Source organism: Pseudomonas sp. B20(2017) (genome assembly GCF_002113125.1).
Taxonomy (GTDB): Bacteria; Pseudomonadota; Gammaproteobacteria; order Pseudomonadales; family Pseudomonadaceae; genus Aquipseudomonas.
This window is the reverse complement of record NZ_NEJP01000003.1, coordinates 1-25,158: the sequence shown is the minus strand read 5'-3', so window position 1 is coordinate 25,158 and position 25,158 is coordinate 1. Positions and strand designations below refer to the sequence as shown.

General features: G+C 61.2%; 17 protein-coding genes and 1 tRNA gene. 13 read left to right on the top strand and 5 right to left on the bottom strand.

Translation table 11 applies throughout. The features are described from left to right. Positions 1–100: 100 nt before the first annotated feature. The 4 genes from CAF63_RS05355 (at position 101) to CAF63_RS05340 (ending at position 7,146) form a co-directional block, all read left to right on the top strand. Positions 101–1,753 (top strand): VRR-NUC domain-containing protein, encoded by a 1,653-nt coding sequence (locus CAF63_RS05355; protein ID WP_085683687.1) that lies wholly within the window; start codon positions 101–103, stop codon positions 1,751–1,753. Next, complete coding sequence (locus tag CAF63_RS05350; RefSeq protein ID WP_085683686.1) at positions 1,750–4,035, top strand: ATP-dependent DNA helicase; 2,286 nt, start codon at positions 1,750–1,752, stop codon at positions 4,033–4,035. The genes CAF63_RS05355 and CAF63_RS05350 overlap by 4 nt, the downstream gene beginning before the upstream one ends. Before the next feature lie 176 nt (positions 4,036–4,211). Continuing rightward, positions 4,212–5,126, top strand: coding sequence for a zeta toxin family protein (locus CAF63_RS05345; protein WP_085683685.1), 915 nt, complete (start codon positions 4,212–4,214; stop codon positions 5,124–5,126). 100 nt (positions 5,127–5,226) lie between these two features. Then, complete coding sequence (locus tag CAF63_RS05340) at positions 5,227–7,146, top strand: PAS domain-containing sensor histidine kinase (protein WP_085683684.1); 1,920 nt, start codon at positions 5,227–5,229, stop codon at positions 7,144–7,146. A 2-nt stretch (positions 7,147–7,148) separates the two neighbouring features. Here CAF63_RS05340 and CAF63_RS05335 read toward each other — a convergent pair whose 3' ends face one another. The 4 genes from CAF63_RS05335 to CAF63_RS05320 form a co-directional block, all read right to left on the bottom strand. Beyond that, a complete protein-coding gene (locus CAF63_RS05335) occupies positions 7,149–8,492 on the bottom strand; it encodes a sodium:proton antiporter (RefSeq protein WP_085683683.1) in 1,344 nt (447 codons plus the stop codon). Between the two features lie 30 nt (positions 8,493–8,522). After that, a complete protein-coding gene (locus CAF63_RS05330; RefSeq protein WP_085683682.1) occupies positions 8,523–9,134 on the bottom strand; it encodes a Yip1 family protein in 612 nt (203 codons plus the stop codon). A gap of 91 nt (positions 9,135–9,225) precedes the next feature. Beyond that, complete coding sequence (locus tag CAF63_RS05325) at positions 9,226–10,083, bottom strand: SDR family oxidoreductase (protein ID WP_085683681.1); 858 nt, start codon at positions 10,081–10,083, stop codon at positions 9,226–9,228. Positions 10,084–10,287: 204 nt separating this feature from the next. Next, positions 10,288–11,430: a MalY/PatB family protein gene (locus CAF63_RS05320; RefSeq protein WP_085683680.1), complete on the bottom strand. Its 1,143-nt coding sequence runs from the start codon at positions 11,428–11,430 to the stop codon at positions 10,288–10,290. A 322-nt stretch (positions 11,431–11,752) separates the two neighbouring features. Here CAF63_RS05320 and fdnG point away from each other — a divergent pair, with 322 nt between their 5' ends. The 7 genes from fdnG (at position 11,753) to CAF63_RS05280 (ending at position 20,819) form a co-directional block, all read left to right on the top strand. Further along, entirely contained in the window at positions 11,753–14,818 is a 3,066-nt protein-coding gene (gene fdnG / locus CAF63_RS05310; protein WP_143492425.1) for a formate dehydrogenase-N subunit alpha, read from the top strand. A gap of 14 nt (positions 14,819–14,832) precedes the next feature. Continuing rightward, positions 14,833–15,768 carry a formate dehydrogenase subunit beta gene (fdxH, locus tag CAF63_RS05305; RefSeq protein WP_085683677.1) on the top strand — a complete coding sequence of 312 codons (936 nt, stop codon included), beginning with the start codon at positions 14,833–14,835 and terminating at the stop codon, positions 15,766–15,768. Further along, complete coding sequence (locus CAF63_RS05300; RefSeq protein WP_085683676.1) at positions 15,765–16,418, top strand: formate dehydrogenase subunit gamma; 654 nt, start codon at positions 15,765–15,767, stop codon at positions 16,416–16,418. Before fdxH ends, CAF63_RS05300 begins: the two co-directional genes overlap by 4 nt. Before the next feature lie 3 nt (positions 16,419–16,421). Then, a complete protein-coding gene (gene fdhE, locus CAF63_RS05295; protein WP_085683675.1) occupies positions 16,422–17,348 on the top strand; it encodes a formate dehydrogenase accessory protein FdhE in 927 nt (308 codons plus the stop codon). 46 nt (positions 17,349–17,394) lie between these two features. Beyond that, the gene (gene selA / locus CAF63_RS05290; RefSeq protein ID WP_085683674.1) at positions 17,395–18,804 is read left to right on the top strand and encodes an L-seryl-tRNA(Sec) selenium transferase; all 1,410 of its coding nucleotides are present in this window, start codon (positions 17,395–17,397) and stop codon (positions 18,802–18,804) included. Next, the gene (gene selB, locus CAF63_RS05285; RefSeq protein ID WP_085683673.1) at positions 18,801–20,717 is read left to right on the top strand and encodes a selenocysteine-specific translation elongation factor; all 1,917 of its coding nucleotides are present in this window, start codon (positions 18,801–18,803) and stop codon (positions 20,715–20,717) included. Before selA ends, selB begins: the two co-directional genes overlap by 4 nt. A gap of 6 nt (positions 20,718–20,723) precedes the next feature. Further along, positions 20,724–20,819, top strand: a tRNA-Sec gene (locus CAF63_RS05280). Between the two features lie 8 nt (positions 20,820–20,827). Here the strand turns inward: CAF63_RS05280 and CAF63_RS05275 are convergent. Continuing rightward, complete coding sequence (locus tag CAF63_RS05275) at positions 20,828–22,120, bottom strand: OprD family porin (protein ID WP_371807391.1); 1,293 nt, start codon at positions 22,118–22,120, stop codon at positions 20,828–20,830. 166 nt (positions 22,121–22,286) lie between these two features. On the opposite strand from CAF63_RS05275, the gene CAF63_RS05270 reads away from it, so the two are divergent. Then, entirely contained in the window at positions 22,287–22,751 is a 465-nt protein-coding gene (locus CAF63_RS05270) for a MaoC family dehydratase (RefSeq protein ID WP_085683671.1), read from the top strand. A 78-nt stretch (positions 22,752–22,829) separates the two neighbouring features. Further along, on the top strand, positions 22,830–25,025 hold the full coding sequence (locus CAF63_RS05265) for an OsmC domain/YcaO domain-containing protein (protein ID WP_085683670.1): 2,196 nt from the start codon (positions 22,830–22,832) through the stop codon (positions 25,023–25,025). The last annotated feature ends 133 nt before the right edge of the window (positions 25,026–25,158 follow it).

Below are 25,158 nucleotides of genomic sequence, written 5' to 3'. Positions count from 1 at the left end.
CAATGAAAGTGCCACTGATCTTTTTCCGTTTGCGCCCGCCGGGGCAGGCTGGTATCTGTACGCATAACCAGTACTCGCTTGCCATGGCCCCGAAATCACCGTGACTGCCAATCCCCTCGACGATCCGTTCTATTACCTCAACAACTTTCGCCAGGTGCTTGATTGGCTTGAGCTTCGCTACGCCGACGTGATGAGCGAAGCGGAGCACGCCTTCATCCGCGACTTCAAGGCACTGCCGCGTGGATCTCAGGGGTTGCTGGTGCGGATGGTGATGCGCAAGGGCGTGCATTTTCGTGCCGGCAAGCTGAATTATCCGGAAATCGGCGACATCGCCGAGGCGGCGCAACCGCTGCTGGAACATGGCTGGCTCGATGAACAGGCAACGTTGTCGATGACGGATCTGTTCGAGGTGTTGCTCAAGGCCGAGATCCTGCAAGCCTTCGGCCCGGCCATCGACCAGCCCAAAGGCAAGAAAGTCGACTGGCTGCCGCTGTTGCACGAACAATTCCCCGAGCCCCGCAGTTTTCAGCAATGGTGCCCAACGCTGGCGGATCGGCTGTTCAGCCTGACGCTGATGGACCTGTGCGACCGTTTTCGCCTGATGTTCTTCGGCAACCTCTATCAGGACTGGTCGGAGTTCGTGCTCGCCGACCTCGGCATCTTCACTTATGAAAAAGTCGAATTCAGCGCCGATTCCCGGGGCTTGCGCAGCCGCGCCGACGTCGATGCGTGTCTGTTTCTGCACGACTGTCAGCTGTATTTCGAAGCCGGCGAGCCGCTGGAGCCGATCGTCGAACAGGTTGCGGCGCTGCAGTTCGACAATCCGTGGCTGCAACGCCGGCGCGGCAAGCTGTTGTTCCAGATCGGCCAATACTGCGAGCGCCTCGGCGAATTCGCCCTGGCGCTGAAGATCTATCGCGACTGCGCGTATCCCGGCGCGCGATTGCGGATGATCCGCGTGCTGGAGCGCAGCACCGAATATGCGTTGGCCCTGGAACTGGCGGTCATTGCCGAGCAGGCGCCGGAAACCGCCACCGAACAGCAGGGCCTGCAACGGGTGTTGCCGCGCTTGCGGCGCAAGCTCGGCGGGCCACCGATCAAGCGCACCGCGCCGGGCATGGTGGAGCGTCTGGATCTGCACCTGCCGCGTCTCGATCCGGCGTTGTCGGTGGAATATCACGTTCAGGCGCACCTGCACGAAGAAACGGGCCCGGTGCATTACGTGGAAAACAGCCTGATCAATTCATTGTTCGGCCTGCTGTGCTGGCCGGCGATCTTCGCGCCGTTGCCGGGCGCATTCTTTCACCCGTTCCAGCGCGGACCAGTGGATCTGCTCAACGAGGACTTCCAGCCCCGACGCGCCGAGCTGTTTCAGGCCTGTCTGGCCGAACTCGACGATGGCCGTTATGCCGACACCATTCGCGCGCGGTTCGCCGCCAAATGGGGCGTGCAGTCGCCGTTCGTGTTCTGGGGCGCGCTCAATGAAGAGCTGTTGGATCAGGCGCTAGCCTGTCTGCCGGCCGAACACCTCAAGCACTGGTTCAGCCGTCTGCTGCTCGATATCAAGGCCAATCGTGCCGGCATGCCAGACCTGATCCAGTTCTGGCCGCAGCACAAGACCTACCGGATGATCGAAGTCAAAGGCCCCGGCGATCGTCTGCAGGACAATCAACTGCGCTGGCTGGAGTTCTGCCACACGCACCGGATGCCGGTCGCCGTGTGTTACGTGCAATGGGCGGAGCAGGGCGCTTGAGCTACAGCATCGCGGTGCGGGCGTTGTGCGAATTCACCGCGAAAACCGGTGACCTCGACTTGCGCTTCACCCCGTCACCGACCGCACTGGAGGGGATTGCCGGGCATCGCACCGTGGCGTCCCGGCGCAACGACGCCTACCAGAGCGAAGTGGCGCTGGAGGGCGCCTTCGGGCCATTGAAGGTCAAGGGCCGGGCGGACGGCTACGACCCGACGCAGAACTGCCTGGAAGAAGTCAAAACCTACCGCGGCGACCTGAGCAAGCAACCGGCCAATCACCGTTCACTGCATTGGGCCCAGGCGAAAATCTACGGCTGGTTGATGTGCTGTCGTTTGCAGCTTGAGCAGATCAATCTGGCGCTGGTGTATTTCGACATCGTCACGGAAAAGGAAACCTGCCTGGTCGAAGCGTTCAGCGCCGATGCGTTGCGGCAGTTCTTCGAACAACAGTGCGGTTTGTTCCTGGCATGGGCCGAACAGGAAATGGCCCACCGCGAAGCGCGCAACCGGGCGGCGCAGCTGTTGGGTTTTCCCCATGCTGCCTTTCGCCCCGGCCAGCGTCACCTCGCCGAGTCGGTGTTCAAGGCCGTCAGCACCGGCCGCTGCCTGATGGCCCAGGCCCCGACCGGGATCGGCAAGACCCTCGGCACCCTGTTTCCAATGCTCAAGGCGTTGGCGCCACAGCAACTGGACAAGGTCTACTTCCTCACCGCCAAGACACCCGGACGCAAACTGGCGCTGGATGCGGCGCAAGTGCTGTTCGATCACAGCGAAACCTTGCCCCTGCGGGTGCTGGAAATGGTCGCCCGGGACAAGGCCTGCGAGCACCCGGACAAGGCCTGTCACGGCGAGTCCTGCCCGTTGGCCCAAGGCTTTTACGACCGCTTACCCGCCGCCCGTGAGGCTGCCAGCCAATTGCGCCTGCTGGATCAGGCCGCACTGCGAGACGTCGCGGCGCAGCACGGGGTGTGTCCGTACTACCTGAGCCAGGAAATGGCCCGCTGGGCCGACGTGGTGGTGGCGGACTACAACTATTACTTCGATTTCAGCGCGCTGCTGTTCGGCCTGGCCCAGTTCAATCAATGGAACGTGGCGGTGCTGGTGGACGAGTCGCATAACCTGGTCGAACGCGGACGGCAGATGTACAGCGCCATCCTCGATCAGGCGACACTGGGCAGCGTGCGCAAAACCGCCCCCGAGGCGTTGAAGAAATCGTTGCAACGGGTCAACCGCGAATGGAACGCCCTGCACAATGACCAGTTGGCGCCGTATCAGGCCTACGACAAGGCGCCGGAAAAACTGTTGCAGGCTCTCTCATCCTGCACGGCGAGCATCGGCGACTACCTCAACGATCACCCGCAAGGGCTCGACAACGGATTGCAGAACTTCTACTTCGAGATGCTGCAATTCGGCCGGGTGGCGGAACTGTTCGACGCGCATTACCTTTTCGACATCAGCAAGCGTGACCTCGAGCGCAAACGCCCGTTATCGCAACTGTGCCTGCGCAACGTGGTGCCGGCGGCGTTCATTGGCCCGCGCCTGACGGCGGCGCGCAGCAGCGTGCTGTTTTCCGCAACCCTCAGCCCGCGCCACTATTACGCGGACTTGCTCGGCACGCCGGCCGACACGGTCTGGATCGATGTCGAGTCGCCGTTCAGCGCCGAGCAATTGCAGGTGCAGATCGTCAGCCGGATTTCCACCCGTTTCACACACCGGCAGGCGTCGCTGGAGCCGATTGTCGAGCTGATCGCCCGCCAGTTCAGCGAGCGGCCGGGCAACTACCTGGCGTTCTTCAGCAGTTTCGATTACCTGCAACAGGTCGCGCAGCTGCTGGCCGAGCGACACCCGCACATCACCCGCTGGCTGCAATCCCGGGGCATGGCCGAGGGGGCACGACAGGAATTTCTCGATCAATTTACCGCCGACAGCCAGGGCGTCGGTTTTGCCGTACTCGGCGGCGCGTTCGGCGAGGGCATCGATCTGCCCGGCGCAAGGCTGATCGGCGCGTTCATCGCCACCCTCGGGCTGGCTCAGCTCAACCCGGTCAATGAACAGATGAAGCGGCGCATGGCCGCGATCTTTGGTGCCGGTTACGACTACACCTACCTGTTCCCCGGCGTGCAGAAAGTGGTGCAGGCTGCCGGGCGAGTGATTCGCACGCAGCAGGATCGCGGTGTGGTGATGCTGATCGATGATCGCTTTGCCGAGAGTCGCGTCCGCCAGTTGCTGCCGCGCTGGTGGTCGCTGGAGGAGAGTGAATGCGTAGGAAACCTGTCGGATTGACGTACGTTTTCGGGAATTTGAACAGGGCGTTTTTTACCGTTATCTGTACGAATAAATCCTCTACAAAACAGTGACATACCCTGTAAATATCTTGTCTTTGATGAAGTCTGAAAACCGGTCTTTAGTCAAAGGACCGGTCACCGGTATCCCTAAAGACGAGATAAGGAAATCACTGCATGTCTGTCACCGCTGCCTACCACTACACCTACACGCCAGAGCAGGTCACTGCCGCTTTCGATACTCTCAGCCCAACGCTGTTTTCCGCAGTAACGGCCGAGACCACACCCCGGATGTTGGTCACTGCCGGAGTACAAAGCTCGGGCAAAACCTACCTGCTGGAAAAAAGCCTGCTGCCTTCCGGTCGCTATCAAAACCATGTTCGTCTTTACCTTCCCCAGTATCGGGAGAAGCATCCGCAATATGAGGAAATGATCAAAATCGGCGTATTGCATGCCTACGAACACACAGAGACTTTCGTCCGCGACCTGTGCCAAAAGATTTTTGAAAGAGCTTTCAAAGAGAAACTCAACATCATTCTGGAGTGCGCATTCGACACCATCGAATTTGCCGCCTTGCCTGAATACGCCGCCAACGCCGGCTATCAGCTGGAAGTGCACGTGGTCGCCTGCAACTATCCCTTTGCCTTTATTTCCGGGGTCCAACGCGGGTTCAAAAGCCTCGAAAAGGGCGAGCTTGAGCGTTTCGTCAAACCGTCGGCGCTGAAATCCAGCCTGGATAATGCTCATGCGGTGCTGTACACACTGGAGACGGCCGCAAAAAAAGCCAGCGGCTCGCAGATTTTCCTGTACGAACGCGGCCTGGGAGCCTTGCAGGATCGGGTCCTGCGCGCGCACAGCACATACTGCCTGGACACCCAGAACACGCTTTCCATTACCTCGACATCCACGCTTTACAGCTACGAGGCCTATGAGCGCATCTTCAGCAAATCGGTCAATGACGCAAGCGAGCGTAACGAGATGGTCAGGGAGTGCCACCTGGCCTTGTCCAAGGCAACGCAATACGCGACGCAGGTACCGGATTTCCTCTTCAATGCGCTTTACGCAAGGATCATCAAATATGTCCAGCGATGAGCTGCTGTCCCTTGCCTGGCCCGGTATGCTTTTGCGGCTATCCAAACCGCCGGTTTGACGCATACTCCAGTCATTGAAAACCTGCTTTGAGCCAAGCCTGATGAGCGAGAACAAGAAGTCCGCTGCAACAGAAGACATGCGCTTTCGATTGTTGATCGATGCGGTGGTCGATTATGCGATCTACATGATCGATCCCGAGGGCATCATCATCAGCTGGAACTCCGGCGCCAAACGCTTCAAAGGTTACGAAGAAGCGGAAATTATCGGCGAACACTTTTCCCGGTTTTACACCGACGAAGACCGTGCAGCCGAGATGCCACGCCGCGCCCTGGATACGGCAATCCGCGAGGGCCGCTTCGAAGGTGAAGGCTGGCGGGTGCGCAAGGACGGCACGCATTTCTGGTGTCACGTGGTGATCGACCCGATCCACAGCCCCGACGGGCAATTGCTCGGGTTCGCCAAGATCACCCGCGACCTGACCGATCGCAAGATGGCCGAAGAAACCCTCAAGCAGAGCGAACAGCAATTTCGCCTGCTGGTACAGAGTGTCACCGACTATGCGATCTACATGCTCAGCCCGGAAGGCCGGGTGACCAACTGGAACCCGGGCGCCCAGAGAATCAAGGGTTATACGCCGGATGAAGTGATCGGCCGGCATTTCTCGATGTTCTATACCCCCGAAGACCGTGAAGCAGGCGAACCGCAGCGGGCGCTGGAAACGGCTGTGCGCGAAGGGCGCTTCGAAAACAGGAGCTGGCGCCTGCGCAAGGATGGCACGCGGTTCCTGGCGCATGTGGTGGTCGACGCCATCCATGGCGAGACAGGCAGCCTGCTCGGTTTCGCCAAGATAACCCGTGACGTCACCGAAGCTGCCGAAGCGCAACAGGCCCTGGAGCAAACCCGTGAAGCGCTGTTCCAGGCGCAGAAGATGCAGGCCATTGGTCAACTCAGCGGCGGGATCGCGCACGACTTCAACAATTTGCTGACGGTCATCCTCGGCAACCTGGAAATCGTGCGCAAACGAGTCGGTGACGACCCGAAAGTCAGCCGACTGTTGGAAAACGCCACCCAGGGCGCGCTCAGGGGCGTGTCGCTGACCCAGCGCATGCTGGCCTTCGCCCGGCGTCAGGAGCTCAAGACCGAAGCGGTTGACATTCCAACGCTGGTGCAAGGCATTACAGGACTTCTGCGCAGTTCACTGGGGCCCGGGATCCGCATCGAGACACGGTTTCCCGAGGATCTGGAGGCGGTTCTCGCCGACACCAACCAACTGGAACTCGCGGTACTCAATCTGGCAACCAATGCCCGTGATGCCATGCCGGATGGCGGCAGTGTCGTCATCAGTGCCGAACCCGAAGTCATGCTTGAGCAATGCGATGCAAGGCTGGCGGCGGGACGTTATGTCCGTCTTAGTGTGACCGATACCGGCGAAGGCATGGATGATGCGACGCTGGCGTCGGCGACCGATCCGTTCTTCACCACCAAAGGCCTGGGCAAAGGCACTGGCCTGGGTTTGTCGATGGTGCACGGTTTCGTAGAGCAACTGGGCGGGCGATTCATTCTGAAAAGCAGCAAAGGCAAGGGCACCACGGCTGAACTCTGGCTTCCGGTCGCCGTCGAGGGTGCCGCCGCCAAATCCTTCAGCCCGAACGAAACCGTAGCGAAGGTGCCGAGACTCAGCGTGCTGGTGGTGGACGACGACAATCTGGTGCGCACCAGTACCGTCCTGTTGCTGGAGGACCTCGGTCACCGGGTGATCAGCGCAACTTCGGGCGCTCAGGCGCTGACGCTGTTCGATCAAGGGGAAGTCATTGATCTGATGATCACCGACATGGCCATGCCGCAGATGAGTGGCGCACAACTGGCACACGCTGTGCGCCTGCTCAAACCGGATCTGCCGATCATCATCGCCACCGGCTATACCGAGCGTCTCGAAGGGTTTGCCGCGGGGCTGCCTCGATTGTCGAAACCGTTCACCCAGGCTCATCTGGTGGAAATCATTGCCCAGGCGATGAAGTGAATTCAGGTTTGCGGTTTCTTGCGTCGTTGATAGCGGGCAAGAATCGGCTGGGTACTGACACCGTGCAGCAGAATGCTCAGTGCCACCACCGACAGGGTCAGATCGGTACACACCGTGGCTACGGTGTCGGTCAGTCCGTGATTGAGGGCGTAAAACAGGTAAAACAGACTGCCGATGCCGCGAATGCCGAACCAGCCGATCAATATTCGTTGAGGTCCTGCAAGCAGCGATCCCCACGGCATCAGCGCCACGCAGACTGGACGTATCACGCAGAACAACCCGCCTGCAACCAATAGCGCCCGCGAGTCCCAGTGAGCAATCAGCACCACTCCGAGCAAGGTGACCAGAAACACTTCCATTGCCCGCTCCACCAAACTGCCGAACGCAAGCATGTCGCCCATCATGATCCCGGCGGCAACCTGACTGTCTTCCAGCCGTTCAGTATCGCCGTGCACCGCATGTTGTGGTTCGACGTTCTGGTGGCCAACCACCGGTTGTACCAGGTGTTCGGCGGGTGGTTGGTGGGCGCCGGTGGATTTGACTTCCTCCTGACGCAATCCCAGGCCTGCTGCGAACACCGACAGAAACCCATAACCGCCGATGGAATCAGCCGCGACGTAAGCCAGTGCAATCAGCGCCAGCGCCAGATAATCGTTGGGACTGAGAGTGCTGTCATCGTTGCGGATGCGCAGGAGCAGGGTGACGCGTCCGATGCCACGCCCCATCCAGTAACCACACAGCAATCCGGCGGGAACGGCCCAGATGACGCTGCGCAAAACCCAGTCGCTCCACTCCGTGGAGAGCCCGTCTCCGTGCAAAAGCAACAAGCCCAGAATCACGAAGGGAAAGGCAATCCCGTCATTGAGTCCGGCCTCGCCGGACAGCCCGAAACGCACGCTGTCGACGTCTCGTGCATCGTTGACCTGCACCAGCGCAGCCAACACCGGGTCGGTGGGAGCGAGTATCGAGCCGATCAGCAACGACGGCCCCCAAGACAGATTCAGACCAAAATGCAGCAATAGACATACACCGACGATCGTCACGACCATCATCGGGCCTGCCAATCCAAAAGCTATCCACCAACGCCTGTCGCGCAGCGGCAAACGCAGCTTCAGGCCGCAGACAAACAGCGAAAACAGCACGGCGATTTCTGTCAGGTGTTCCATCCACAAGGTCGCGTCGTCCAGCGACAGTTTCAGCAGATCGAGCCCGCTCGGGCCGATGGCGACACCCAGCAACAGGCACACCGCCGACGTGGTGACCGGCATCCAGCGCAGGTATGACGAAGTCAGCGCCAGGATCAGCAGCACGGCGCCGAGGACTGCCACCCAGACAACGAAACTCATGACGCGGGGCCTGCCTGCGACATGGCAGGGCTAACCGACATGTGTGCGCAGGTATTCGGGCGTCAACACGTTGAACCACAACAGAATCATCGATACCAGAATGGTCACCAGTACCAGTAGCCCCACGCCCCAGACGCTGGCGGAGTACAGCAGACCCTGTTGCTTGCGCTCGTGCATGAAGGTCGGCAGACCGATGAACAGCAGGAAGGTCGAATAGACGGCTGCCGCACCGAGCACCAGTACCGCCAGCCAGCGGCTGGGATAGAGCCCGGCGATACCGGCAATGAAGAACGGGCTGACCGTGTAAGCCGCAAACCCGATGCACTGATTGAGTGTGGGTCGAGCATCGAAGGTGCGCGACATCCAGCGAATGAACCCGCCGATGACAGCCACACCAAGGATGATGGTGACGTACAGCAGGATACTCAGCTGCAAAGCGCTGGCACTGCTTAGTCTTACGGTTTCGCCCGCTGCCAGACTCCAGCCGACATACGTCGTACCGATGAACAGACAGACGGGCGGGATGAGGGCCAGTACCAGCAAATGGGCCAGGTAATGACGTGGATGTGCCTCTTCTTCACGCCGGATATCGGTCCAGGCGAAGTTCGGTTGCGTGAAGAGCTTGACGATAGGTGCGGACATGACGGCCTCCTGATCTCTCGTGACCCGAAAGGGGCCTTAAAGGTATGGAGAGGCCGTCGTGCACGACGGTTCACTTTTTTCGCCAGACCGTTCAGAGCATCGGTTTGCCGCCGGTGACCCCGTAACGCTGACCGGTGATGTAACTGGCTTCGTCCGAGGCCAGCAACACGTAGATCGGCGCAACTTCCACGGGTTGGCCCGGCCGGCCGAGCGGGGTGTTTTCGCCGAAATTCTGCACCTCGTCATCGGGCATGGTCGAGACGATCAGCGGCGTCCAGATCGGCCCTGGTGCCACGCAATTCACGCGGATTTCCTTTGGGCCGAGCATCTGCGCCAGACCTCCGGTGAAATTGGCGATGGCGCCTTTGGTAGTGGCGTAGGCGAGCAGGGTGGGCTTGGGCATGTCCGAGTTGACCGAACTGGTGTTGATGATCGAAGAGCCCGCACCCATATGTTTGAGGGCCGCCTGACACAACCGGAAAATTGCGGTGATGTTGACGTCGAACGTCATCACCCATTCCTCATCAGGAATGTCCTCGAAATTCTCATGGGTCATCTGGAACGCGGCGTTGTTGACCAGCACGTCGATGCGGCCGAACCGCTCAACGGTTTGGTCTACCAACGCCTGGCACTGGGCTTTCTGAGCAATGTCTCCGGGCAGCAACAGGCACTGGCGGCCGGCCTGTTCGACCCAGCGCGCGGTTTCCTTTGCATCTTCGTGTTCATCCAGATAGGCGACCGCTACATCGGCGCCTTCACGGGCGAAGGCAATGGCCACCGCCCGGCCAATCCCACTGTCGGCACCGGTGATCAAAGCGATCTTGCCGGCCAGCCGACCGGAACCGACGTAGCTCTGTTCGCCGCAATCGGGGTACGGCTCCATTTTTCGTTGGGAACCGGGCACCGGTTGCGCCTGTTTCGGGAAGGGTGGTTTCGGATAGTCAGTCATCGTCAATCTCCAGGACTTTTGGCAGGTACGGGCGGTTGACCCGGCCCGTTTGCCGCAAGTTCGATTGGATTGTCGGTGCTGCTTTTCCGGATCGCTCCCGATTGCCCCAAGGGGCGCTCCGAGTTCGGCTCTGGAGGGGACGCAGAGCGTCCCGGGCTGAATTCCCACGCAGAGCGTGGGAACTATCAGGACAGGCAGAAGCGATTACTTGAGGCTGCGCGCCATCCGCGCAATGCCTTCTTCCAGCAGCGAACGCGGGCAACCGAAGTTCAGGCGCACGAACTGTTGGCTGTGATCACCGAAGTCCAGACCCGGACTGAGACCGACGCGAGCCTGTTCGAGGAAGAACTGTTGCGGATTGTTCAGCCCAAGCGCCGAGCAATCGAGCCACGCCAGATAAGTGCCCTGCGGCACATTGATCTTCACGCCCGGCAGACGGCTGCGAACCGCTTCGACCAGATAATCGCGGTTGGCTTGCAGGTATTGCTTGAGAGCCTGAAGCCAAGGCCCGGCCTCGCTGTACGCCACGCGGGTGGCTTCCATGCCCAGCGGGTTGACGCTGTCGACCATGCCGCAACGGGCGTGGTTGACGCGTTCGCGCAGGGCGGCGTCTTGGATGATCATGAACGAAGTCTTGAGACCGGCGATGTTGTAGGCCTTGCTCGCCGACATCAGGGTGATGGTGCGGCGAGATATTTCCGGGCTCAGGGACGCGGTCGGAATGTGGACGCGGCCGTCGTAGCACAGCTCGGCGTGGATCTCGTCGGAGATGATCCAGGCGTCCTGCACCATGCAGATGTCCGCTACCGCTTGCAGTTCTTCACGGCCAAAGACCTTGCCGATCGGATTGTGCGGGTTGCTCAGCAGCAACGCGCCGCCACCGGTCAGGGATTCACGCAGGGCGTCCAGCGGGGTGGCGTAGGTGCCGTCGGCCTGGGCGTTGAACTCCAGCTCAACCTTGTTCAGGCCCCAATGGCCCGGCGCGTGGCGCAGCGGCGGATAGTTGGGGGTTTGCACCACGACGTTCTGCTGCGGTTGCACCAGCGCCTTGAGCGCCATGTTGAAACCCGATTCCACGCCCGGCAGGAAGATCAGCTCCTGCGGTTTGACCCGCCAGGCGAACTTGTTCCAGAGGTCGGCGACGATGGCCTCGCGCAGGTTGTCCTGGGCCACACTGTAACCCACCAATGGGTGCAGCAGGCGTTGTTGCAGCGCCTCGATGACCACCGGCGGCGCCGCGAAATCCATGTCAGCGACCCACATCGGCAACACGTCGGCCGGATAGCGGCTCCACTTGGTGCTGCCGGTGTCGTGGCGGTCGAATACCTGATCAAAATCGAAAGTCATGCGCGGTCTCTGAAGGCGGAGATGGGTCGTGCCCGCCATGATAAGCCGATGCCCTTTAAGGAGCACACAAAACCTCTGGGAGCGAGCTTGCTCGCGAATGTGTCTGGTCAGGCAGCATCAATGTTGAATGACACACCGCTTTTCGCGAGCAAGCTCGCTCCCACAGGGAGATGGTGATCCGACAAACGGCCGACGGTCGGTTTTCACACAGGCGGCGGGGGCGTTGTCTACAGTGAAAAGGTCGGCACTCGTGTGCCGCAACCGTGATTGTCCAGAATAAACCCGGCACCAGTACCGGGTTCCACCTGATCAGGAGTGCACGATGGATCTCAGCCGTCGTCAGTTCTTCAAGGTCGCTGGTATCGGCCTTGCAGGCTCTAGCCTGGGCGCGTTGGGCATGGCCCCGACGCTGGCCTTCGCCGAGCAGGTGCGCCACTTCAAGCTTGCCCACACCCATGAAACCCGCAACACCTGCCCGTATTGCTCGGTCGGCTGCGGCTTGATCATGTACAGCCAGGGCGATGCCGCGAAGAACGTTGCGCAAAACATCATCCATATCGAGGGCGACGCCGACCACCCGGTCAACCGCGGCACTTTGTGCCCGAAAGGCGCCGGTCTGCTGGACTTCATTCACAGTCCCGGCCGTTTGCAGTACCCGCAGGTGCGCAAGCCCGGCAGCAGTGAGTGGACCCGAATCAGCTGGGACGAAGCTCTCGACCGCGTCGCCGACCTGATGAAGGCCGACCGCGACGCCAATTTCGTCGAGCAGAACGCCCAGGGCCAGACAGTCAATCGCTGGCTGACCACCGGATTCCTCGCAGCGTCGGCAGCGTCCAACGAAGCGGGTTACATCACCCACAAGGTGGTTCGCAGTCTCGGCATGCTGGGGTTCGATAACCAGGCGCGTGTCTGACACGGCCCGACGGTGGCAAGTCTTGCCCCGACGTACGGCCGTGGAGCCATGACCAACACCTGGACCGATATCGCCAACGCGAATCTGATCCTGGTGATGGGCGGCAACGCAGCAGAAGCCCATCCTTGCGGCTTCAAATGGGTGACCGAAGCCAAGGCGCACAACGCCGCGCGGCTGATCGTGGTCGATCCTAGGTTTACCCGGACCGCGTCCGTGGCCGATTACTACGCGCCGATTCGCACCGGCAGCGACATCGCGTTCATGGGCGGGCTGATCAATTACCTGCTGACCGAGGACAAGATCCAGCACGAATACGTGCGCAACTACACCGACGTGTCGTTCATCGTCAAAGCCGGGTTCGGCTTCGAGGACGGGCTGTTCACCGGTTACGACGCAGCCAAACGCAGCTACACCGACAAATCCACCTGGGGTTACGAACTGGGCGAGGACGGCTTCGTCAAAGTCGACCCGACCCTGCAGGACCCGCGCTGCGTCTATCAATTGATGAAGCAGCATTACAGCCGCTACAACATCGACCTGGCGAGCCAGATCTGCGGCATGCCGGTCGATGCGATGAAAAAGATATGGGAGGAAATCGCCACTTGCTCGCAACCGGGCAAGACCATGACCATCCTTTATGCGTTGGGCTGGACCCAGCACTCGATCGGCTCGCAGATCATCCGCAGCGCAGCAATGGTGCAACTGTTGCTGGGCAACGTCGGCATGCCCGGCGGCGGGGTCAACGCGTTGCGCGGGCACTCGAACATTCAGGGCCTGACCGACCTCGGCCTGCTGTCCAACGCGCTGCCGGGTTACCTGACCCTGCCCACCGACATGGAGCAGGATTACAACGCCTATATCAAGAAACGCACGCAAGTACCGCTGCGGCCGGGGCAATTGTCCTACTGGCAGAACTACAGCAAGTTCCATGTCAGCCTGATGAAAGCCTGGTACGGCGCCAATGCCACCGCCGAGAATCAGTGGGCCTACCACTACCTGCCGAAACTCGACATCCCCAACTACGACATCCTCAAGGTGTTCGATCTGATGGGGCAGGGCAAGGTCAACGGTTACATGTGCCAGGGCTTCAACCCGATTGCCGCGTTGCCGGACAAGAACCGGGTGATGGCGGCACTGGCCAAGCTCAAATGGCTGGTGGTAATGGACCCGCTGGCCACTGAAACCTCGCAGTTCTGGGAACACGTCGGGCCGTTCAATGATGTGAAGAGCGCCGACATCCAGACCGAAGTGATCCGCCTGCCAACCACCTGTTTTGCTGAAGAGGACGGTTCGCTGGTCAACAGCAGCCGCTGGCTGCAATGGCACTGGAAAGGTGCCGACGGCCCCGGCGAGGCGCGCACCGACGTGCAGATCATGAGTGCGCTGTTCCTGCGCCTGCGTGAGCGTTATCAGGCCCAGGGCGGCAAATTCGCCGATCCGCTGTTGAAGCTGTCGTGGCCGTACAAGATCGCCGAAGAACCCTCGCCGGAAGAGATCGCCAAAGAGATCAACGGCTACGCCACCACGGATTTCACCGACGCCACCGGCGCGACGATCAAGGGCAATTCGCAACTGGCCGGGTTCGCCCAGCTCAAGGATGACGGCAGCACCGCGTCCGGCTGCTGGATCTTCTGCGGCAGCTGGACCGAGGCCGGCAACCAGATGGCCCGCCGCGACAACAACGACCCTTACGGCATGCATCAGCATCAGGGTTGGGCGTGGGCCTGGCCGGCCAACCGGCGGATTCTGTACAACCGCGCTTCTGCGGACGTTGCCGGCAAACCGTGGGATCCGAAAAAACGCCTGGTCTGGTGGAACGGCAAGGCCTGGGGCGGCACCGACGTGCCGGACTATAAGGCCGACGTACCGCCGGAAGCGGGGATGAACCCGTTCATCATGAACCCCGAAGGCGTGGCGCGGTTCTTCGCCGTCGACAAGATGAACGAAGGGCCATTCCCCGAGCACTACGAGCCGTTCGAAACGCCGATCGGCATCAACCCGCTGCACCCGGAAAACAAGAAAGCCACCAGCAACCCGGCGGCACGGATCTTCGATTCGGTGTGGGACAGCCTAGGCGTGGCCAAGGATTACCCGTACGCCGCCACCAGCTACCGGCTGACCGAGCATTTCCACTTCTGGAGCAAGCACTGCAAGTTGAACGCGATTGCCCAGCCCGAGCAGTTCGTGGAAATCGGCGAGGTGCTGGCCAAAGAGAAGGGCATCGTGGCCGGCGACCGGGTGCGGGTCAGCAGCAAGCGCGGGTTCATTGAAGCGGTGGCGGTGGTGACCAAAAGGATCCGGCCGCTGCAGGTCAACAACCAGGTGGTGCACCAGATCGGCATTCCGTTGCACTGGGGCTTCACCGGCCTGACCCGCCACGGTTACCTGACCAACACCCTGGTGCCGTTCCTCGGCGATGGCAATACACAGACCCCGGAATCCAAGTCATTCCTGGTCAACGTGGAGAAGCTCTGATGGAGAATCTTTAAATGGCCAGCCAAGACATCATTGCCCGCTCGGCCACCACCACCCCGGCGCCTTCGATTCGCGGCCAGGAACAGGTGGCCAAGCTGCTCGACACCACCAAATGCATCGGCTGCAAGGCCTGCCAGGTCGCGTGCTCGGAATGGAACGAGCTGCGCGACGAGGTCGGCCACAACCATGGCACCTACGACAACCCGCAGGATCTGAGCGCCGACTCATGGACGTTGATGCGTTTTACCGAGCACGAAACCGACGCCGGCAACCTCGAATGGCTGATCCGCAAGGACGGCTGCATGCACTGCGCCGAGCCCGGTTGCCTGGCGGCGTGCCCGAGCCCGGGGGCGATCATCAAGCACGCCAACGGCATCGTCGACTTCGATCAGGATCACTGCATTGGTTGTGGTTATTGCATCACCGGTTGCCCGTTCAACATTCCGCGCATTTCGCAGAAGGACCACAAGGCCTACAAATGCACCCTGTGTTCGGACCGAGTGGCGGTGGGGCTGGAGCCGGCCTGTGTGAAAACCTGCCCGACCGGCGCCATTGTGTTCGGCACCAAGGACGACATGAAGACCCACGCCGCCGAACGCATCGTCGACCTGAAAAGCCGTGGCTTCGACAACGCCGGTCTCTACGACCCTGAAGGCGTCGGCGGCACCCACGTCATGTACGTGCTGCACCACGCCGACACGCCGAAGATCTACGCCGGCCTGCCGGACAACCCCGAGATCAGTCCGCTGGTGGGCTTGTGGAAAGGCATCAGCAAACCGCTCGGCCTGCTGGCCATGGGCGCGGCGGTGCTCGCCGGGTTCTTCCATTACGTGCGGATCGGCCCGAACCGGGTCGAGGAAGATGAACATCCCGAACCGCCCGACACCTCGGTGCACGTCGTCGATCCTGCGGTGCACACCTTCGACCCACGCGGGGAGGGCCGGCCATGAGCAACAAGACGATCCTGCGCTACACCGCCAACCAGCGCACCAATCACTGGCTGGTGGCGATTCTGTTCTTCATGGCCGGGCTGTCGGGGCTGGCGCTGTTTCATCCATCGATGTTCTGGCTGACCCATCTGTTCGGTGGCGGGCCGTGGACGCGAATCCTGCATCCGTTCATGGGCGTGCTGATGTTCGTGTTTTTCATGGGCCTGGTGTTTCGCTTCTGGCGCTCGAACTTCTTCATAGACAACGACTGGAAGTGGCTGCGGCGAATTGACCGGGTAATGGTCAACGACGAAGAAACCGTGCCGCCGGTGGGCAAGTACAACGCCGGGCAAAAACTGCTGTTCTGGACTTTACTGCTGTGCATGCTCGCATTGCTGTTCACGGGGCTGGTGATCTGGCGCGCGTATTTCAGTCATTACTTCGGCATCACCACGATTCGCTGGGCGATGTTGCTGCACGCACTGGCGGGGTTTGTGCTGATCCTGAGCATCATCGTGCACATCTATGCCGGGATCTGGATCAAGGGTTCGGTGGACGCGATGATGCACGGCTGGGTCAGCCGCGCCTGGGCCAGGAAACACCATGCACTCTGGTATCGCGAGGTGGAAAGCAAAGATCCGCCAGAGCGACCGGTCACGAAAAAGGGCTGACAGTTGCCAACCATCCTTGAACCCGGAGAAATCGAAGCGGCGGCCAGTTCACCGCCGTTTCTGCACCTGCCGCCGCATAACCTGTTCACACTGCGGGCCCAGCGTCTGGAGCGCTTGGCCGACGGGCATCCGCTGGCCGATTACCTGCATTTGATCGCCGGGTTGTGCCATGTCCAGCAGCAGATTCTCGATGATCCGCCCTCGACCGCGCCGCTTGATGAACAGCGGCTGGAAGTCTGCCGGCAACACGGCATGCCACCGTTTGCCGCCGAGACCCTGATTCGCGAGGACACCTGGCAGCTGTATCTCGAGGCCTTGCTCCAGCACTATGTCGCCCCCGAACAACCAGCGGTGATCGAAGCCGTGACCACACTGCGCATCGCCAGCCCCGGCCAGTTGCGGGCGTGGGCCGTGGCGCTGGTCAGCGGCCAGTACTCGCTAGTGCCGGCGGCGCTGGTGCCGTTTCTCGGCGCGGCTTTGCAAGCGGCGTGGAGTCATTGGCTGCTCAGCGCAGCGAATCTGCAACTGACACCCGGCGACAGTCTCAGCCAGTGCCCGGCCTGTGGTTCGCCGGCCATGGCCGGGGTGATCCGCCATCGCGGCAAGCACAACGGCTTGCGCTATCTGGTGTGTTCGCTGTGCGCCTGCGAATGGCATGTGGTGCGGGTCAAGTGCGTGTATTGCGAGCAGAGCAAAGGGCTTGAATATCTGAGCCTTGAGGATGACCGTCATGCCGCCAATCAGGCGCCGTTGCGGGCCGAAGTCTGTCCGGGCTGCAACAGCTATCTGAAGTTGCTGTATCTGGAAAACGACGGGGAGGGCGAGGCGCTGTCGGCAGATCTGGGCAGTCTGCTGCTCGACATGCGCCTGGCTCAGGACGGTTATCAGCGGCTGGCGCCGAATCTGCTGCTGGCACCAGGAGACGAATGACGCAAGGGTCTACACTCAGGCGCATCGGTTTTTTCCGGAGTGCCTGATGTCCGTCAGTGTCTTTGCCTTGCGTTTACCTTCCATCGACAGCCTGTTGCGCCATCCCGCGTGTCAGCCATTGGCCGAGCGTTACGGGCGCGAGGCGCTGTTGACGGGGTTTCGCCAGTTGTTGGATGACTTGCGCGAAGCCGTGCTGGCGGGGCAATTGACCGCCGTTGAAATCAGCCCCGAAGCCCTGGCCGGAAGGGTTGCCGAACGTCTGGCGTTGAAGCAGCGCAGCCAGGTGCACCGGGTGTTCAACCTGACCGGCACCGTGCTGCACACCAATCTCGGTCGCGCCTTGTTGCCCGATGAAGCCATCGAAGCCGTGCAACTCGCGGCGCGCTATCCGCTGAATCTGGAGTTCGACCTGGCCAGCGGCAAACGCGGCGACCGCGATGACCTGATCGAAGGCCTGATCCGCGAACTGACTGGCGCCGAAGCCGTGACCGTGGTCAACAACAATGCCGCTGCCGTACTGCTGACCCTCAACAGCCTCGGCGTGCGCAAGGAAGGGATCATTTCCCGGGGCGAGCTGATCGAAATCGGCGGCGCGTTCCGCATCCCCGACATCATGGCCCGCGCAGGCGTGCGTCTGCATGAAGTCGGCACCACCAACCGCACCCACACCCGCGATTACGAGGCAGCGATCAGCCCGCGCAGCGGCTTGATCATGCGCGTGCATGCGAGCAACTACAGCATTGAAGGTTTTACCGCCTGCGTGCCGACGTCCGAGCTGGCCGAACTGGCCCACCGGCATGGTTTGCCGCTGCTCGAAGACCTCGGCAGCGGCAGTCTGCTCGACCTGACGCGCTGGGGGTTGCCGGCGGAGCCGACGGTGCGTCAGGCGCTGCTCGATGGCGCCGATATCGTCACGTTCAGTGGCGACAAACTGCTTGGAGGGCCACAGGCCGGGGTGATTGTCGGGCGCAAGGACTTGATTGCGAAGATCAAGAAGAACCCGCTGAAACGGGCATTACGGGTCGACAAGTTGACGCTGGCCGCGCTGGAAGCGGTGCTTGGCCTGTATCGCGATCCGGACCGGCTGGCCGAGCGCTTGCCGAGCCTGCGCCTGCTGACCCGGCCGCAGGCCGATATTCTGGCCCAGGCCGAACGCCTGCAACCGGCCTTGTCCCGAGTGTTGGGCGATGCCTGGATCGTCAGCGCCGTACCGGCATTGGGCATGATCGGCAGTGGTAGTCAGCCGGTGGCGCGTCTGCCGAGCGCAGCGCTGTGCCTGCGTCCGCAGGTATCGAAACGCCTGCGTGGGCGTTGCCTGCTCAATCTGGAAAGTGCCTTGCGCGCACTGCCGATTCCGGTGCTCGGTCGCATCGACGATGACGCGTTGTGGCTGGATCTGCGGCAACTCGACGACGAGTCCGCGTGGCTCGCCCAGCTAGGGCAATTGCAGACATGATTGTCGGCACGGCCGGGCATATCGACCACGGCAAGACTTCGCTGCTCCAGGCGCTGACCGGGCAAACCGGCGACCGCCGCCCGCAGGAACGTGAGCGCGGGATGACCATCGACCTGGGTTATCTGTACGCGGAACTGGCGCCCGGTACGGGGCTTACCGGTTTCATCGACGTACCGGGCCACGAGAAATTCACCCACAACATGCTCGCCGGAGCGCAAGGCATTGATCTGGTGTTGCTGGTAGTGGCGGCGGATGACGGGGTGATGCCGCAGACCCGCGAGCATCTGGCGATAGTCGAACTGCTCGGCATCCCACGGGCGCTGGTGGCGATCACCAAATGCGATCGGGTCGAACCGGGCAGGGTGGAGGAGGTTCACCGGCAGGTTGAAGCCCTGCTGGCATCGGGACCTTACGCGAAAGCCTTGTTGGCGACGGTTTCCAGCGTGACCGGCGAGGGCATCGACGCACTGCGCCAGACTTTGCTGCAAGCGCAGGGCGAGATGCAGGCACGCAGTCGCGAAGGCGGTTTTCGCCTGGCTATCGACCGGGCGTTCACGGTTGCCGGTGCCGGGATCGTGGTGACCGGCACGGCGCTGTCCGGGTCGGTCCGGGTCGGTGACAAGCTGAACCTGGAACCCTCGGGCAAGTCCGTGCGAGTCAGAGGTCTGCATGCGCAAAACCAGACGGCCGAGCAGGCGTTCGCCGGCCAGCGCGTGGCGTTGAACATCAGTGCCGAACGCCTGGACCCCAAACAGATCCATCGCGGTCAATGGCTGTTGGCCGAATGGCTGCACGCACCGACCCAACGACTGGACATCGAATTCCGGCTGTTACCGGGGGAGCGAACGTTCGGACATTTCCAGCCCGTGCATCTGCACTTGGGGACGCAGGATGTCATCGCGCGGGTCGCCTTGCTGGAAGGTTCAAGCCTGGCGCCCGGCGAGCGCATGTTTGCGCAACTGCTGACGAACGTCCCGGTACACGGCGTCCACGGTGATCCGCTGATCCTGCGTGATGCCAGCGCCCAGCGAACCCTTGGCGGCGGGCGCGTGCTCGATCCTTTCGCCCCGGCCCGCCAGCGGCGCAGCCCGGAACGGCTGGCACAACTGCGGGCACTGGCGATCAGCTCCGAGCTGGAACAGGCCTTGCCGACGTTGCTGGAATACAGCGCAAGCGGCCTCGATCCGCAGCGCCTGGAGCGCCAGTTCAATCGTCCGCGTGACAGTTGGTCACTACCGGACAACGTCCGCCTGATCGAAACCCGTCAGGGCCCGGTGCTGTTCAATGCGCAACGCTGGGGCATGCTCAAGTTCACCTTGCTGGAACAACTGGCGCGCTTTCATGAGTTGGAGCCCGACCAGATGGGGCCGGATCGCGACCGTCTGCGGCGTTTCAGCGGTTTGAGCCTCGAACGCGCGACCTTTATCAGCCTGCTGGAAGAACTGCTCGGCGCCGCTTCACTGGCCGCCAGCGGCCCGTGGCTGCATTTGCCCGACCATCAAGTGCGCCTGAGCACCGACGACGAAACCCTGTGGCAGGCGCTGCAGCCATTGTTCGAGCAGGCCGGTTTCGATCCACCGTGGGTTCGTGACGTGGCGAAAGTCGTCGGTCAGGAAGACGCGACCGTGCGTTTGCTGCTGCGCAAACTGGCGCGCCTTGGCGTGATGCATCAGGTGGTGCGCGACCTGTTTGTCACCGACATCACGCTGCGGCAAATGGCGGCAGTGCTGCTGCGCCTGGCCGAAGAAAATCCGCAGATCGAAGTGACAGCGTTCCGCGATGCGCTAGGCTTGGGACGCAAGCGCAGTATTCAGATCCTTGAATACTTCGATCGGCTGGGCCTGACCCGGCGCGTCGGCGAAGGCCGGCAAATCCGCACCGACAGTGCGCTGGCCAACCCCGGCGCAGATTGAGTTCAAGGAAGGCAATCGCGCCCGGTGGCGCGGCCGGGCTTCAAACCCGGTTGGGGACGGCATCCGTTCCCGGGCAGGTTCGACTCCGGCTGCCTTCCGCCAATTTCCCCTCAAAAGCCCAACGGATACTGGATCACCACGTAGATCCGGTCGATGTCATCGCCTGCCTGAGCGCTGTTGGCCCTATGCGAAACGTGAGACAGCTGCAGCGACAGATCCTTGGCCGCGCCGGACTGGACGATGTAGCGCAGGTCGATGTCGCGTTCCCAGTGTTTGCCGCCATCCCCTTGCTGAGGCTGATATTCACCGGAGTCCGCGTCGAACGAGTTATAGGCGCCGCCCTTGGGCGCGTGGGTGCCGTCGATGTGGCTGCCGGAAACGTAACGGGTCATGAAAGTCAGCCCGGGAATGCCGAAGGCGCCGAGATCGAGATCGTAACGCGCTTGCCAGGAGCGCTCGTGAGCGCCGTTGAAGTCGGCGTATTTGATCGAGTTGGCCAGGTAAATCGAGTCGCCACCGACGAAATCGAAGGGCGTGTCGCCATTGATGCGTTGCCAGCCGAGCATCACCGCGTGGGCGCCGAAGGTGTATTTGCCCGAGAGGCTGAACGCGGTGTTGTCGATGTCGCCGGCCAGTGCCTGCCCGGTGTCGCGGGTGTGGTAGACGTTGGCGTCGAGCAACAGACCGGACTGTTTGAAATGCAGGTTGGCGTAGTACTGGCGCCAAGTGTCGCTCAGGTCGGACGCATACAGTGCGCCGCCCACCGGGCTGTCACTGAACAGGTCGGTGCCGATAAAGCTGATGCTTTCGCCTCGGGTGCTGGCGCCATAGCCCTGAAAATCGCCTCTGCCGGAAGAGCTGTCCTGATTCTTGAACGCCGTGAAACGCCCGGCGACAAGGCGCGCGTTATCGATCTCATGGCTGTCGAGCAGAAAACCCGTGGCGTATTCCGGTTGCAGACGTTTGTCCGAGGTGTCGAACACCGGCGTTTCCACGGTCATTTCACCGAAGGCGAGGGTGGTTTTCGAAGTCTTCAACTTCAGCGCACCGCCGGCGCTGGAATAGTCGCTTTCGCTACGGCCATCACTGTCCACCGGCAACAGCCCCGTGCCGGAATGCCCTTTGCCGCCATCGAGTTTCAAACCATAAAAGGCATGAGCATCGAGGCCAAAGCCGACGGTTCCGTCCGTGAAACCGGATGCGAAAGTGCCGATAAACCCTTGAGCCCATTCCTGTTTGTAATTCTTCCCGGCGGGTGAGGGTGAGCGGTAATCGTTGCTCAGGTAGAAGTTGCGACTGAGCACTTCGGTCTTGGCGTCGTCGAGAAATCCGTTGGCGCACGCGGTATCGGCGAGCCCGCCAATCAGTAGGGCCAGCGCGAGGCGCGGCGTGGATAAAACCATCATGAGTCAGCGACCAGCATTGGCGGAAGGTGACGCCATGCTCGCGCGGATCGGCTGCCAGCGATTGAGCGCATGTGCTGAGTTGATTTGTGACCAAACGTCACGGAACGGGCCTGCCCGCCGGGGCATCGACTAGCCTCAAGGGAAACCGCCAGAGGGCGAGATCATGACCGTTCATGAGTGGGAAAAACTCTACCTGGATGACTTGAGCGTCGGACAAACCTTTGAAAGCGACCCCGTGACCGTCGAGCGTGAATCGATGCTGGCATTTGCCCGGGAGTTCGACCCGCAGCCGTTTCATCTCGACCCAGCCGAAGCTGAAGTGAGCTTGTTCCGTGGCCTGGCCGCCAGCGGCTGGAACACCGCAGCGCTGACCATGAAAATGCTGGTGGCCAGCGTGCCCCTGGGCAATGGCATCATCGGTCTCGGCATCGAACTGGCCTGGCCGACACCGACTTATCCGGACGATGTGCTGCATTTGAACTGCACCGTGCTGGCCATCGACCACTCGGCCTCGAAAGCGGACAGGGGCGTGGTGACGATGTTGATGGAGACGCGCAACCAGCATGACAAGGTGGTGCAGCGGGCGACGGGGAAACTGCTGGTGTTCCAGCGGCCGGCGGAGGATTGATTGTTCAAAGCACAAGACTTCACGCTCAAAAGCCGGATAATGGCGGCCAATTCGTTTAGCGCTATTCTGGTAACCCGCATGGAAATCAAGGTCAATTTTCTCGACAACCTCCGACTCGAAGCCAAATTCGATGACTTCACGGTGGTGGCCGATCAACCGATCCGTTACAAGGGCGATGGCTCTGCACCGGGTCCGTTCGACTATTTCCTGGCGTCGTCGGCCTTGTGCGCGGCTTACTTCGTAAAGTTGTACTGCAGCACCCGCAATATCCCGACCGAAAACATTCGTTTGTCGCAGAACAACATTGTCGATCCGGAAAACCGCTACAACCAGATCTTCAAGATCCAGGTCGAGCTGCCGGCGGACATCTCCGAGAAAGATCGCCAGGGCATCCTGCGCTCGATCGACCGTTGCACGGTGAAGAAGGTGGTGCAGGCCGGGCCTGAGTTCGTGATCGAGGAAGTCGAGAACCTCGACGCGGATGCCCAGGCCCTGCTGATGCCGGCTTCCACGTCCGGCGCAGGCACCTGCATTGCCGGTAAAGACCTGCCGCTGGAACAGACCATTGCCAACATGTCGGGGATTCTTGCCGACCTGGGCATGAAGATCGAAATCGCTTCATGGCGCAACATCGTGCCCAACGTCTGGTCGCTGCACATCCGCGATGCGCAGTCGCCGATGTGCTTCACCAACGGCAAGGGATCAAGCAAAGAGAGCGCGCTGGCCTCGGCGCTGGGCGAGTTCATCGAGCGGCTGAACTGCAACTTCTTCTATAACGATCAGTTCTGGGGCGAAGAGATCGCCAATGCCGAGTTCGTGCATTACCCGGACGAGCGCTGGTTCAAACCCGGCGCCAAGGATGAATTGCCTGCAGAAATTCTCGACGAATATTGCCTGGGCATTTACAACCGCGACGGCGAACTGCGCGGCTCGCACCTGTACGACACCAACTCCGGCAACACCCAGCGCGGCATCTGCTCGCTGCCGTTCGTGCGTCAGTCTGACGGTGAGGTGGTGTATTTCCCGTCCAACCTGATCGAAAACCTGTACCTGAGCAACGGCATGAGCGCCGGCAACACCCTGGCGGAAGCGCAAGTGCAGTGCCTGTCGGAAATCTTCGAGCGGGCGGTCAAACGCGAAATCCTCGAAGGCGAAATGGCTCTGCCGGATGTGCCGCAAGAGGTGCTGGCGAAATACCCGGGCATCCTCGCCGGGATCAAGGCGCTGGAAGAGCAAGGCTTCCCGGTGCTGGTCAAGGACGCGTCGCTGGGCGGTGAATTCCCGGTGATGTGCGTGACGCTGATGAACCCGCGCACCGGCGGCGTGTTCGCCTCGTTCGGCGCGCATCCGAGCTTCGAAGTGGCGCTGGAACGCAGCCTCACCGAGTTGCTGCAGGGCCGCAGTTTTGAAGGCCTCAACGATCTGCCGCAGCCGACCTTCTCGGGCCAGGCCGTCACCGAACCGAACAACTTCGTCGAGCACTTCATCGATTCCAGCGGCGTGGTGTCGTGGCGTTTCTTCAGCGCCAAGGCCGACTTCGAATTCGTCGAGTGGGACTTCTCCGGCAACGGCGAAAACTCCAACGCCGAAGAGGCCGCGACGCTGTTCGGTATCCTTGAAGACATGGGCAAGGAAGTCTACATGGCGGTCTACGAGCACATCGGCGCCAAGGCTTGCCGCATTCTGGTGCCGGACTATTCGGAGATCTACCCGGTAGAAGACCTGATCTGGGACAACACCAACAAAGCGCTGCAATTTCGTGCCGACATCCTCAATCTGCACAACCTGAGCAAAGTCGGCCTGCGCAATCTCGCCAAAGGCCTGGAGCACAGCGAGCTGGACGATTACACCGACATCACCACGCTGATCGGCATCGAGTTCGACGACAACACCCCATGGGGCAAGTTGACCATCCTTGAACTGCGCCTGCAGATCTACCTCTCCTTGCAGAAGTACGAGCAGGCCAAGGATCTGGTCGAGGCCTTCCTGCAATACAACGACAACACCGTCGAGCGTGGCTTGTTCTATCAAGCGGTCAACGTGGTGCTGGAAATGGAGCTGGACGAGGATCTGGAGCTGGAAGATTACGAAGCCAACTTCCGCCGCATGTTCGGCGACGAGCGCATGGATGCGGCGATCGGCTCGGTCAATGGTAGCGTGCGCTTCTACGGTCTGACGCCGACCAGCATGAAGCTGGAAGGGCTGGATCGACACCTGCGCCTGATCGAGAGTTACAAGAAACTGCACGCAGCGCGGGCCAACTTCGCAGGTTGATTCCGCTGGCGGCGCGCACAAAAAAGCACCTTCGCAGACTGTGTGAAAACACACTGACAGGCCTTAGACCAAACGCCCCGACTTATTCGGGGCGTTTGTTTTTGTGCTGAAAAAGGCTCTTCAGCCCATCAGT